The organism is Peribacillus sedimenti (genome assembly GCF_046237635.1).
In the GTDB taxonomy this organism is placed as follows: domain Bacteria; phylum Bacillota; class Bacilli; order Bacillales; family DSM-1321; genus Peribacillus; species Peribacillus sedimenti.
In genome coordinates this window covers 2,461,247-2,474,135 of the sequence record NZ_CP143547.1, presented here as the reverse complement: position 1 = coordinate 2,474,135, position 12,889 = coordinate 2,461,247, and the positions used below count along the sequence as shown (strand labels likewise).

At 39.7% G+C, this 12,889-nt stretch carries 16 protein-coding genes; 14 read left to right on the top strand and 2 right to left on the bottom strand.

Annotation, left to right across the window (positions count from 1 at the left end):
* Positions 1-377: 377 nt before the first annotated feature.
* The 12 genes from sat (at position 378) to V1500_RS12190 (ending at position 10,400) form a co-directional block, all read left to right on the top strand.
* Complete coding sequence (gene sat, locus V1500_RS12245; RefSeq protein ID WP_409305786.1) at positions 378-1,511, top strand: sulfate adenylyltransferase; 1,134 nt, start codon at positions 378-380, stop codon at positions 1,509-1,511.
* A gap of 185 nt (positions 1,512-1,696) precedes the next feature.
* On the top strand, positions 1,697-2,296 hold the full coding sequence (cysC, locus tag V1500_RS12240) for an adenylyl-sulfate kinase (protein WP_409305785.1): 600 nt from the start codon (positions 1,697-1,699) through the stop codon (positions 2,294-2,296).
* Between the two features lie 80 nt (positions 2,297-2,376).
* Positions 2,377-3,237 carry a sulfite exporter TauE/SafE family protein gene (locus tag V1500_RS12235; RefSeq protein ID WP_409305784.1) on the top strand — a complete coding sequence of 287 codons (861 nt, stop codon included), beginning with the start codon at positions 2,377-2,379 and terminating at the stop codon, positions 3,235-3,237.
* Between the two features lie 435 nt (positions 3,238-3,672).
* Entirely contained in the window at positions 3,673-4,032 is a 360-nt protein-coding gene (locus V1500_RS12230) for an STAS/SEC14 domain-containing protein (RefSeq protein WP_409305783.1), read from the top strand.
* Between the two features lie 152 nt (positions 4,033-4,184).
* Entirely contained in the window at positions 4,185-4,454 is a 270-nt protein-coding gene (locus V1500_RS12225) for a DUF1292 domain-containing protein (protein ID WP_409305782.1), read from the top strand.
* A 182-nt stretch (positions 4,455-4,636) separates the two neighbouring features.
* Positions 4,637-5,269 (top strand): superoxide dismutase family protein, encoded by a 633-nt coding sequence (locus tag V1500_RS12220; RefSeq protein ID WP_409305781.1) that lies wholly within the window; start codon positions 4,637-4,639, stop codon positions 5,267-5,269.
* A gap of 421 nt (positions 5,270-5,690) precedes the next feature.
* Entirely contained in the window at positions 5,691-6,593 is a 903-nt protein-coding gene (locus V1500_RS12215; RefSeq protein ID WP_409305780.1) for an aminoglycoside phosphotransferase family protein, read from the top strand.
* A 427-nt stretch (positions 6,594-7,020) separates the two neighbouring features.
* Positions 7,021-7,200 carry a hypothetical protein gene (locus tag V1500_RS12210; RefSeq protein WP_409305779.1) on the top strand — a complete coding sequence of 60 codons (180 nt, stop codon included), beginning with the start codon at positions 7,021-7,023 and terminating at the stop codon, positions 7,198-7,200.
* Between the two features lie 154 nt (positions 7,201-7,354).
* A complete protein-coding gene (locus tag V1500_RS12205; protein ID WP_409305778.1) occupies positions 7,355-8,218 on the top strand; it encodes an NAD(P)-dependent oxidoreductase in 864 nt (287 codons plus the stop codon).
* 57 nt (positions 8,219-8,275) lie between these two features.
* The gene (locus V1500_RS12200) at positions 8,276-8,581 is read left to right on the top strand and encodes an EthD family reductase (RefSeq protein ID WP_409305777.1); all 306 of its coding nucleotides are present in this window, start codon (positions 8,276-8,278) and stop codon (positions 8,579-8,581) included.
* A gap of 178 nt (positions 8,582-8,759) precedes the next feature.
* Positions 8,760-8,891: a hypothetical protein gene (locus tag V1500_RS12195; RefSeq protein WP_409305776.1), complete on the top strand. Its 132-nt coding sequence runs from the start codon at positions 8,760-8,762 to the stop codon at positions 8,889-8,891.
* Between the two features lie 255 nt (positions 8,892-9,146).
* The gene (locus V1500_RS12190; RefSeq protein ID WP_409305775.1) at positions 9,147-10,400 is read left to right on the top strand and encodes a S1C family serine protease; all 1,254 of its coding nucleotides are present in this window, start codon (positions 9,147-9,149) and stop codon (positions 10,398-10,400) included.
* 323 nt (positions 10,401-10,723) lie between these two features.
* On the opposite strand, the gene V1500_RS12185 is transcribed toward V1500_RS12190, so the two are convergent.
* Positions 10,724-10,861 carry a hypothetical protein gene (locus V1500_RS12185; protein WP_409305774.1) on the bottom strand — a complete coding sequence of 46 codons (138 nt, stop codon included), beginning with the start codon at positions 10,859-10,861 and terminating at the stop codon, positions 10,724-10,726.
* 373 nt (positions 10,862-11,234) lie between these two features.
* Here V1500_RS12185 and V1500_RS12180 point away from each other — a divergent pair, with 373 nt between their 5' ends.
* A complete protein-coding gene (locus V1500_RS12180) occupies positions 11,235-12,260 on the top strand; it encodes an MGDG synthase family glycosyltransferase (RefSeq protein ID WP_409305773.1) in 1,026 nt (341 codons plus the stop codon).
* Between the two features lie 63 nt (positions 12,261-12,323).
* On the opposite strand, the gene V1500_RS12175 is transcribed toward V1500_RS12180, so the two are convergent.
* The gene (locus V1500_RS12175) at positions 12,324-12,488 is read right to left on the bottom strand and encodes a hypothetical protein (protein WP_409305772.1); all 165 of its coding nucleotides are present in this window, start codon (positions 12,486-12,488) and stop codon (positions 12,324-12,326) included.
* Between the two features lie 203 nt (positions 12,489-12,691).
* Between V1500_RS12175 and V1500_RS12170 the strand changes: the two genes are divergently transcribed.
* On the top strand, positions 12,692-12,847 hold the full coding sequence (locus V1500_RS12170; RefSeq protein WP_409305771.1) for a DUF1540 domain-containing protein: 156 nt from the start codon (positions 12,692-12,694) through the stop codon (positions 12,845-12,847).
* Positions 12,848-12,889: the final 42 nt, after the last annotated feature.

Genomic DNA, 12,889 nt, shown 5'->3' with positions numbered 1-12,889 from the left:
GTATTATTTGTGTAAAGGCGATGCGGATGAAAAGATGGGAATGCGAAAAGTAAGGAAATAATACTACTAACATAGAAAAATATAAAAAAAATATAAAAAATAGAAGAAACCACAGCTGCATATATCGGATCCCAAGATACTTTTTAACCCAAAAATATCGTACCGTTACAACATAAATTCTGTTCATTCACTTTCCACATTTCACAGTTTTAGAATGCCTTGCCAGTTGTTACTTTTTTTTGGGGGCATAATGAGAATTTATGTCGGTATCTATAGTCACCCCCAATTCGTCCTTTTCGTACTTATAAATAGTACTTCAGCAAAAAATGCTGTACTTTAGCTCACAGCCGACAAACCTGAACAAGGAGGAATTGAATTTGAGTGAAAGCACTGCACATGGGGGGACTTTGGTTAACTTATTCGCACCACATTTTGAGTATAAATCGATTAAAGAAGAGATTGAGTTAGACAGTATTTCATTAAGCGACCTGGAATTAATCGCAGTGGGTGCATATAGTCCCTTAACAGGATTTTTAAATCAAAACGAATATGAAAGTGTTTTAGACAATGTGCGGCTGACGGACGGAACGGTATGGAGCATTCCCATCACATTGCCTATAGATGAAGAAAAAGCGAAGACCATTACTGTTGGAGAATGGGCTAAACTTTCAAAAGATGGGGTCGTTTATGGGGTATTACATGTAGCAGAAGTCTATAAACCAGATAAGATTAAGGAAGCTGAAAAAGTTTATAGAACCACGGACCTTGAGCACCCGGGTGTAAAAAGATTATTCGAACGCCCAAATTTCTATGCCGCAGGAGACATTAAGCTCGTGAGAAGAACGGAAAAAGGAGCATTCGATGAATATCATCTTGATCCCGCCGACACACGTAAAAAATTCAAGCAATATGGCTGGAATACGATCGTTGGCTTCCAAACAAGAAATCCGGTCCACCGGGCCCATGAATATATTCAGAAATCGGCGCTTGAAATTGTCGATGGTTTGTTCTTAAATCCACTGGTCGGTGAAACAAAATCAGATGACATACCTGCAGATGTTAGAATGGAAAGCTATGAGGTGCTTTTAAAAAATTATTATCCAGCCGACCGCGTTTTTCTTGCCGTTTTTCCTGCAGCCATGCGATATGCCGGACCACGTGAAGCCATTTTTCACGCGATAGTCCGAAAAAATTTTGGCTGTACCCATTTCATTGTTGGGCGAGATCATGCCGGGGTAGGAAACTATTATGGTACTTATGACGCACAGAAAATATTCAGCCAGTTTACAAAAGAAGAACTAGGTATTATCCCGCTCTTCTTCGAACATAGCTTTTTCTGTAACAAATGTGAAGGCATGGCGTCCACAAAAACCTGCCCGCACGGTACTGAGCACCATGTTACTCTTTCAGGGACAAAAGTACGCCAGCTATTAAGGTCGGGAATACATCCGCCTGGAACGTTCAGCCGAAAAGAAGTCGTCGATGTATTGATGAAAGGACTGAGGAAGTAATCGTTTGTACGACGGATACGAGGACTGCTTCATTTCCTGACACATTATAACGGAATGGTAATTGGAAGTTTGAGGCCCGGCATACAGGAGTCAAGCCCGGATAGGCATATCAAGCTTCCAGGCCATTTATGGATTATTCACCATTAAAAATAAGGGAATAAGAAAATTTCTTAAGGAGGCACAAGATGGAGGTTTCACACAACATTACCTGGCATAATTCCATCGTCACAAAAAAGGATAGAAGAGAACAAAACGGGCATGAAAGCTTTATTCTCTGGTTTACCGGTTTGTCCGGTTCCGGGAAGTCGACCCTTTCAAACGCAGTGGCTAAAGCATTATTCGACCGAAAAATAAACAACTACGTATTAGACGGGGACAATATGCGGTTTGGCCTGAACAAAGATCTGGGTTTTTCTGAAATGGACCGCACTGAAAACATCAGACGGATAGGCGAGGTCGCGAAATTATTTGTAGATAGTGGACAGGTCGTACTAACTGCATTTATTTCGCCTTTCCAGAATGATCGCAATCAGGTAAGAGAACTAGTGGAGCAAAATGAGTTCATCGAAATTTACGTAAAATGTCCTTTGGATGAATGTGAGAAAAGGGATCCGAAGGGACTATACCAAAAAGCCAGGAGTGGAGAAATATCTGGGTTTACAGGTATCGATTCCCCTTATGAAGAACCCTCGGATCCTGAAATTGTCATCGAAACATCCCTCCATTCACTGGATGATTGCGTGAAACAGGTGCTGGATTATTTAGTCGTCCAACAATACATTTAATGAAGGCTTCTAAGAAATAAAACGACTACAACATTTTTCTTTCCAGGAATCATAGAACAGGGCCTCCTCAGGAGGATAGGATGAAAAGGCTAATCGTATTTACTTTTATCGGATTTTTGGCACAATTGATAGATGGTTCCTTAGGAATGGCTTATGGAGTTACATCCACAACACTGTTACTTACGTTCGGTTTTGCTCCAGCTATGGCGTCTGCTTCTGTTCATCTTGCAGAGGTCGTAACTACCGCAGCATCTGGAATATCTCATATAAAATTTGGGAATGTAGACCGTGATGCTGTATTAAAATTGATTGTCCCTGGTTCGATTGGTGCTTTTGCCGGTGCCTGTTTCCTCAGTAATCTGCCAGGAGAACTTGTTAAACCGTATATCTCGATCTTTCTTCTGTTGTTAGGAGTATATGTCCTTTTCAGGTTTTTGAATAACTCACCATCTGCCAGTGAAAACAGAGCCATCTCCCTTTCCAAAAAACGTTCCGTTTCGCTTGGATTAATTGCAGGCTTTGCCGATGCAACTGGCGGTGGCGGATGGGGACCGATCGCCACACCTGTATTATTGTCCCAAAAAGGGATTTCCGCCAGAAAAGTAGTAGGCACGGTCGATACCAGCGAATTTGCAATTGCGATTTCTGCGACCTTAGGATTTCTTATTTCAATTGGCTGGGAAGATGTTAACTGGTATTGGGTTATAGCATTAATGGCAGGAGGTATCATTGCTGCCCCGATTGCTGCATGGTTGATCAGGGTCTTACCGTCCTATTTGCTTGGAGTTCTGGTTGGCGGCTTTATCATTCTCACCAATACCAGAACCCTGTTAAGCACATGGTCTGTAGATCCAACGATTGGATATGCAATCTATTTGGTCATTCTTGCTGGATGGGCAGCAGCCATTATTTTTTCAGTAAAGAAACAAAAACAAAAATAAGATTCTATAATATTCCTGTTGACCGCTGAATTTGATTCAGCGGTTTCGTTTTCTTCGTTTTGAAATCCTGTCTGGTGTTGTTCTATTTTTCTTTAATCTCCTGTTTATTAGGATGGTCAAAAGCTAAAAGCCTATATTCCTGCTCTTTTTCTTTTTAGTACTTTAGAAACAGGATGAAATAAAGAAGTTCTGCCAAGAGTAATTGATTCGCAGGCCCGGTTTTACTTGGAAAAGCTTGTATTTCGGATTGACGGTTTCCTGTAATTGATAGCCGAGCGGCTTACGGTTCTGTTTTTTCTTTTCTGCGGTATGTGTAACATATGCCTGTTGGGGAGGTGAAATGGGTAAGAAATACTGTTTTTACATCGCAGTTTTAAACGAGATTATAAAGGGAAGTGATTATATAACGATCATATATCTAAAGGAGTTATTCTTATGCTGACTTTTATTCCAAGCAAGGTTAGAAATACGATTGCGGTTGAATTTGACGGAAAAGCAACGAAGGAAGATGCAATCAAACTGGATAACTATGTAAAAGAACACTATTCGGAAGATGAGAAGTTCAATATTCTTGCTATCCTGCATGATTTGGATGGCTCAACATTAAAGGGAATAACAGAAGGCGTTACATTTGATATCAAGCGTTGGAAACAATTTCGTAAGTTCGCGGTGGTTACTGATAAAAATTGGATAAAGAGTGCGGCGGAAGCAGGAAATTACCTGCCCGGCATTGAGGCAAAGCATTTTGAAAAGGGTCATTTGGATGCTGCCTGGGATTGGATTATGCTTCCCTAATACATTGATTATAAAAATAGGGTATTGATATGTATGGTTTGGGAAAATAATGTAAGTAACAGTTTAAAAATTGCGCTGCATACCATAGTTAAAACAGAAGTGATATGTACCAGCGCCAACAATTTTAATTAAAAAGAGAGGAGATTTACATTATGAGCAAAGTTGAGGTCGGCGAGGTATTTTCCATAAGTGACGCAGACAATCAAGAGCAGGATGTAGAGGTGCTAGCAGCTTTAACCCTGCAGGGTACTGAATATGTAGCGGTCAGTTTTGTTGAGGACCTCCAGGAAGAAACCGAGGAGGATATCGACATTTTCTTTCTCAAAGTAGATCAGGAGGGCGACCTTTCTGCGATTGAAAGCGATGAGGAATTTGAAAGAGTATCGGTAGCATTTGATGAAATCTTGGAAGAAGAAGAATGATACTGGAAATCGATTGCAATAATGAAATGTTCGGACACCAGACATTAGGGGCTGGTGTTTTTTTTGATGATTGAAACATAGTATTTGTATTTATTCAAATCCCTAAATAGCCTGCATGATTAAAACCTGTAAAAAGTGGCAGAATTTTAAAGTATATATCTTTACTCAGAAGGAGTGATTCTATGGTAAGAAATTATGTTAAAATGGTTGCACCAATGTTGATTTTCCCCTTATTGACCGGATGCATGCCAGATACCGACATGGAAAAAACTATGCCAAAACAGGAATCTGAAGCAGTTACAGTTTCATCAAAAGGACAAGGCAGCGGCTGGGCGACAGCGGATATGTACGATGTCCAAAACAATAAGGTCGGGACCGTCGCGTTTATCCAGGATAAGGATCATGTTCGAATTGAAGCATCGGTCAAAGGCCTGGCTCCCGGTCACCACGGATTCCATATACACGAAAAAGGGATATGTGATCCCCAATCTCCAGATGGAGCGTTTATGTCAGCTGGAGGGCATTTCAATCCCACACAGACAGTACATTCCAATCATGCAGGCGACATGCCATCTTTATATGTAAATAAGGATGGAACTGGAACATTTACAGCCGATTTCGACAGAATGACAGCTCAGCAAATAGTTGACCAGAAATTAGCAGTCATGATTCATGAGAACCCTGATAACTTCGGCAATATACCTGAACGTTACCAGGCCGGCGGAAAACCGGGACCCGACAAGGATACATTAAAAACTGGAGATGCCGGTAAACGGATAGCCTGTGGTATCATTTCCAGAGAAAACAAGCAATAGGAGATTTAAAAAGCTGCACAGGCAGCTTTTTTGCGTCCGTTGAAAAAGAGATTGGCCTTATGCGTACTTGAAATTATAAATATGATGATCGATTTTCTGGCTTTTCTTCCTCATGAAGCCCTGGCACAGTTTTTTAACTTCATTTACGCAATGAACATTTTGTGTCTAGCTCTTGAACTTAGTTTAGACCTTGATCGAACCTTGAAAATCTTTTTTACTTCGACCTTTATCACCTCTATGAAGAAACTGTTCCGCTCTTTACAGCTTTTTATCCTTCCAATTCCCAAGCAGCAGAGGCAGCTTTTTTCTGCAGGCCCTTTATCAATGTTGATTTTTTACACCTCCTGCTATTAATCTGGATATTTTATACCGGAAGTTTTATAGTGAGAGGAATCAGTTCCTTAGAATGGAGGAAAAAATAATGCACATCCCGGATTATTTTAAGAATAAAATTTACAATACCTTTGGTGCCCAAGGGGAAAAATGGCTGGACTCAATAGAATCCCAGGTCCATTTATGGACACGAAAGTGGAATCTGGAAATTGTGGGCCTGGTCGACAACTTGTCCTATAACTATGTATTAAAGGCAATGCAGGAAGATGATACACCTGTCATTCTAAAATTGGGTGTCCCCAATTCCGAGTTCAGAAACGAAGTCTATGCACTCCAGGTATACAACGGAGAAGGAAGTGCTCAGCTATTAAAGGCAGATCCTGTTCGTGGAGCCATGCTGCTTGAACATATTGTCCCAGGAACAATGCTCTCTGAGGAAAAGGATGATCATACTGCTATCATGCAATACATAGAAGTGTGGGAGGCAATAAGGCGGCCTCTTCCCGAGAAAGCGGCTTTCCCCAGCATACTGGAATGGGCAAAGGGGCTTAGCGGTTATAAAGCAAAATATAATGGCAATGACAGCCCGATTTCAATGAAACATATAGACTTAGCTTCCCAGTTTTTTCATGATATAGCGGAGAGTGCATCAGGAATGGAACTTCTTCATGGCGACCTGCATCATGAAAACATACTTTATTCAAAACTCCATGGCTGGGTGGCAATAGACCCAAAAGGCGTTGCCGGCGACCCATATTTTGATTTGGCTTCATTTATGATCAATCATTTACATACGAAAAACAACCCTCAAGCTGTACTAGAAAAAAGGGTGGAAATCATCCAACAGGAGCTCGGTTTAGATTATGATCGATTTTTGAAAGCTTGTATAGCCATGTCCATTCTCTCCGCTAGTTGGAGTGTACAAGAAAAAGATGAAAATTGGATTCAAACATACCAATCCGCTCAATGGTTTGACGAGCTAAGAAGTTGATGCATAACCTCTAAAAAATTACCCGCTTTATGACAACCTTCCTGCAAGAATTATTAACACCGGTTTTCCATGCCTAAGATATCCTATGAGGCGGCTAACGAGCAAAGCTATCGGTTGCAGTTAGAAAGAACTGAACCAGAAGGAACAAGCTTGCAGTTAGACACAAAGAAAAACGCGGATGCTATCCAGCCTTATCATCAGTAAGCAATACTAAGCTTCAGATAAAGAAAAAACTCCGGCTATGGAATAAACGCACAATCACTATAACTTTTACCAGTATTGTCGTAAACCATACTAGAATAAATAAGAATTATAACTTGTATAATCGAACAGTAAAATGTTTTAACATACTAATGTAATTTCCCTTATAATGGGCTGAATGTTATTTGGGAGAAACGGCACATTATTCAATAGGAGGTGAGTAGCCATGAGTGATGGAAATGGTGTACTGAGGCCTATTGAGGGAACAACCTTTCATAGACACTTAACATTAAGCAATGATGAACTGGACAGGTTCCAAATGGGAATGGATGCTAATTCATTTTTGAATCATGTTGGGTTAAGCCATGAACAAGTGGCAGTTAATCGTGAAAACTTCCTGCATTAAAAAAGGGCAGCCTTTAGGGTTGCTCTTTGTTTTCCAATATACACTCAATGGTTTTTCGTTAAGATCAGTACATTTTATTGGTATGTCAACAGCCGGGAAGGGATAATAAGAAGGAGAACTTCCACCAATAATGAATGGAAAAGAGGTATAGACTTTGATTGGTTTTATAGGCCTGGGAATCATGGGTAGCCGTATGGCGGAAAATTTGATTAAAAACGGATACGATTTAGTTATTTACAATAGGTCAAAGTCAAAGGCTGACAAGCTGCTTGCTTCTGGTGCCAAGTGGGCAGAATCGCCAAAAGAAGTAGCGAAGAACTCCAAAATTATTTTTACTATGCTGGCCAATCCCGAAGTGGTTGAGAACACCGCGATTGGCACCGACGGTTTTTTGTCAGAAATGTCCGAGGGAAGTCTGTGGGTAGACTGCAGTACGGTAAATCCTTCATTCTCAAGGAAAATGGCTGAGGAAGCTCAACAGAGTAACATTCGTTTTTTGGATGCGCCAGTTGCCGGCTCCAAAATTCCTGCCGAAAATGGTCAGCTTGTCTTTCTTGTGGGAGGAAATAAAGAAGATCTTGAAGAGGTCAGGCCGATGATGGAAGTCATGGGAAAGGCAATCGCCTATCAGGGGGAAAATGGATATGGAACCTCCATGAAGTTAGTGGTTAATCTCATGCTGGCCCAGACTATGGCTGCCTTTTCTGAGGCCGTTAACTTTGGAGAATCTATGGGACTGGATAAAGCAACTGTAGTTAATACATTGCTGAATGGTCCAACTGCAGCACCATTCCTTAACGGCAAAAAAGAAAAGATAATGCAGAATGAATATGATGCTGAATTCCCGCTGGAGCTATTACAAAAAGATCTTCAGCTTGTGTCCAAGACTGCATACGAAAGTAATGTGGCAATGCCGATCGCTAACCTTACAAAAGAAATATATGGCCTTGCAAAACAAAATGGTTTAAGCAAGGAAGACTTCTCCGCCATATATAAGTTTTTGTCTCCTAAAAACTAGAAGGAACTTGATATCGAAGGATCTGTGTATAAATATTCTTTATATAGAGGAGTGTAAATGATGGCCAAATTCATCGTACTGTACGAAAAGCCAAAGGATATAGAAGGTTTTGAAAAACACTACAACGAGGTGCATATGCCGTTGGTTGATAAAATGCCTAATGTTCATAATGCCTCAATACATTACATTAAGAACGCTCAAAATACGGATACAAATTATTATTTGATAGCAGAACTTGAGTTTGCAAATGTAGATGATCTGCATGCTTCACTTTCCTCGCCAGAAGGGAAACAGGTTGGCGATGATGCAGCTAACCTCGCACCATATTTACATAAACCACCATTAATTTTAATCACAGAATAATTAATGTAATTATTGATACAGATCAAACCGCAAGAAGAGCATAAGGCGACCAGCCTGTGCTCTTTTTTATTTGAAATAAAAGATGATGGTCTATTCACTTATTATTCACTTTTGCACGTTATTGTGTATTTCAGAACAACCATTTAATCCTAATAGCAAAGTCAAGGTGAAATAATAAATGAATAAGAAAGTTAAGTGGTCGATCATATCAGTCACTGCTGTATCGTTTTTTAACTTTTGGAGGCCTGGTAACGCGGAATCAACATACTATCGAAAAGAGTCACAACTAATCCAGGGAGAAATCAAATAGCAATCGGAGCAAACCCCTCACTTTTAAGGAAATGGAAGTTACATCTTGAACTGGATATGGATCATTATCCGCATTACCGGCTTGACGAAAGTATTTTGTTTTTGAGGCAGCCCTTTATCAAATAATAAAATTTTTTATAAAAAAGCATTTCACCTAACTATTTTCATCAAAATTTCACCAAACATTTTTACAATGTTTTCAGAGAGGTAATCTGAAAGCTTTATATTTCATAATATATGAAACGAGGGACAAGATATGAATTTGAATGAAAACGAAACAACGTATAACGAGAAACCCCAAAAAAGAAGGACATTCCCGATTATGTTCGCTTCTTTATCTGGAGCAGCATTAGGGACTATGATTACGCTTTATTCGACCAACATGATTGATATCGACAAAAACGGTATAACTGTTGTGAATCAAGCCAATACAATTACCAAAGCGAATGTATCAGCTAATAAATCTTCTGAAAATTCTATTGCAGTACAAGAAACAGCAAGTACAACAGAAAGCACCCCAAGCAGTATGCTGAATGCGATCAATGATGTATCGGATGCCGTTGTAGGAGTAGTAAATATGCAGGATCAGGAGACAGGTTATTATTCCTCCAATGAAACTTCTCAGGGAAATGTACAGGATAGCGGTACAGGCTCAGGGGTAATCTTTAAAAAATCAGCAGATAAAGCATATATTGCAACCAATAACCATGTGATTGAGGGAGCTGTCAAAGTAGAAGTTTCACTATCAAATGGCAAACGGATTGAAGCTAAGATAGTTGGCGCAGATGCTTTGACTGATTTAGCTGTTCTACAGATTGATAGTAAATATGTAAACAAGGTGGCCAGTTTCGGGGACTCTTCCAAAATAAAACTTGGCCAGCAGGTAGCGGCAATCGGTAATCCTTTAGGTCTGGATTTCTCAGGAAGTGTCACACAAGGAATTGTCAGCGGGAAGCAGCGTACCATCTCTGTATCAACTTCACAAGGGGATTGGGACCTTAATGTCATTCAAACTGATGCAGCCATTAATCCGGGTAACAGTGGAGGAGCACTGATCAATGAATCAGGACAGGTGATTGGCATAAACAGCCTCAAAATTGCCGAAAGCGGGGTAGAAGGCCTTGGATTTGCAATTCCCAGCCAGGATGCGGTTCCAATAATAGAAGATTTAATGCAAAAAGGGAAAGTTGAAAGACCCTACCTTGGTGTAGGCCTGCAAAATATAAGTGAGATATCGCCTTCTATCCGAGCACAGCAGTTAAACCTTCCAGACAGCATGTCAGAGGGTGTCATTATTTCTCATGTAGAGCCTTCTTCAGCTGCCTCCCAAGCGGGGCTCGAGGTTAAGGATGTTATTTTATCCATTGATGGTACGAAGGCTGACACAGTCGGTGAATTCAGGAAATATTTATACACTAAAACGTCTATCGGAAAAGACACTAAGCTAAGAATATACCGGAATGGCGAAGAAAAGACGATAACTTTAAAGCTGAGTGAGCAGGGAGCTTAAATGCAGCTTAACGCAATGTTTCAAAGCAATTTAATTAACGAATACTCTGGGCCATAACAGTCAGTAAATGGCCCAGCTTTTTAAAAAGACTAAAACCGGGTGGCATTTATTATAATTATTAAATAAATATCCTTCAGGCAAAATATTAAATTATGTGTAAAAGTATTTATTGTTTACAATGGGAAAATACATGGTAAGATTAACATAATCCTCTGAAAGGAGGGATTTCAGCTGAAAAGATACCGAGTTTTTTCTTTCTTACTTCTCTTTGCCTTTTTGGCCATTGGGGTTATTAACTTAATCCATGAAGTTACTGTCCAGCATCAAGCAACCAGCAAGGCTGCGACAATTACTTCAAATCCAGAAGATTTTTTAGAATTAAAATTATTGGATAAGAAGCTTACTCCGGAAATGACTATTATAAAGGGGCTGCTTATTACTCCAATATTAATTTTAATCATCTTCAACCTCTCGCTGGTAAAGGCAATAAGATTGCGTCAGCTGAATAAGCCAGTTTTTTACCAATCCAACTATTTAAACGAGACCTCCTTATTTATCTACTAAATAAACAAGGAGGTAATAAAATGTGGTTTCGACTGATTATGATGGGTTTATGCTCTATCACCGCTACTAGTCTGCTTGCTTTTCAAGGGATAGAATTTTTTCATGCATTTCAAGACTTCTTTTTCAAGGATAAGAATTGATTAAAGGCCCAGGGCTGATCCATAGTATAAAAACTATGGATCAGCCTTATTTTATTTCATTGGACCAGGATTGACCGATAAAAGCCGATATACCATTTTTGCGGGAATCGTGACCTGTCCGCAAAAATAAATGGATCTTTTAAGTTATACAAATGGATCACTGGAAAAAGTGATCACCAGCAGTTACTTGAACTGGATTCGCTTTGCTCCCGAAAGCTATAACTTAGCTTATAAGAACTTTTTTTACGAACCAAGTAACAAAATAAATTCATTTAAATGGTATGAGCATATATTCCTAAGAAAAATGGAGCAGATGGTAATAGAAGAACAGCCGGATCTAATAGTTTGTACTCACGGGTTCCCTTCGCATCTTCTTAGCCAATTAAAGAGCAAAGGCAAATGTAACGTTCCGGTTATTAACGTATATACGGATTACTTTATAAATAATGTTTGGGGATTGGATGGAATAGATTTACACTTTCTTCCCAGCCAAGAAGCAAAAGCATCCTTGTTATACAGAAAGAATCAAAAGGCGGATCATTCAATTATTGTAACGGGAATACCAATACATGAAGAATTCACTGCCAGGCCTTTAGCTGCCAAAAAAGCGGGCCGGCCAAAAATTTTAGTATCTGGCGGCAACAGCGGCTTGGGAGGAATTCTTAGATTGTCTGCCGATCTGAAAAATTCCCTCGATTTTGATTTTGTTGTGTTATGTGGCAAAAACCAAAAACTATATCACGAGATTCTTTCATGGAATATAGAGCATGTTAAACCAATGCCTTACCTTACGTCACGATCTGAAATGAACTCGCTCTATGATCAGGTCAGTGCAATCATTACAAAGCCTGGCGGTGTAACTGTAAGTGAAGCATTATACAAAAGGATTCCCATATTTGTGCACTCGGCCCTGCCAGGACAGGAAGAGATCAATCTTCACTTTTTACAAAACAAAGGCCTTGTGTTCCAGCTTAATAGTAAACAATCAATTGGTCCACAATTAGCCAGTGTTTTGAACAATCAGCAGCAGATGAACAGGTTGAATAAATCGTTGGATTATTATCAAAAAACAATTGAACTTCAAAGCCCGGATAATTTGAAAAACATTATTGGCTGGCTGCTAGATCATCAGACTGCACTGACCCGGCAAGCGTAAAAAGCTATTTAAATCTATACGGAGGGAGGTAACTTTCGGAGAAAAAACAGGCATGCCGTTTATTTAGAAGTGCCTGTCTTTGTCAGCTAACCAATATTTCGCATTTCGCGGCGGAGCGTTCGTTGGATGAATTGAGCTTTCCAATTCTTCTATGGCAATTACAGGGTTCACAATATCGCTATTGGATTTTCCTTTCTGTTTATGGCCTTTATCACGTTTCTGGCTCAATTTGGAGCCCTCCCGTCATTTTAATTCATTATTAAGTTAAGTAACTGAAGGGAAGGTTATTGGTACAAATAACGAACGTCGAAGCCAAAGCCAAACCCTTTTTGTACAAATGAAAGTTAATTGTTTTAAGACTGTTTGAAAAGGTGCAAAACAGGTTAAGTAATAAATATCAGCCATGACATATTAATAGGGAGGTGTTTTAGTTGGCCAGGGATGTTCTTTGCGAAGTAAATAATTGCAAATATTGGGCAACCGGAAATAAATGCCGAGCTGAAGCAATATATGTGGTCAGCAACCGAGGAAGACAAGCTTCAACTACCGCCGAGACTGATTGCAAAACATTTGAACCTAAATTATGACGGAGTAGCTATTTAGTTACTCTTTTTTTGTGGCATTATTTA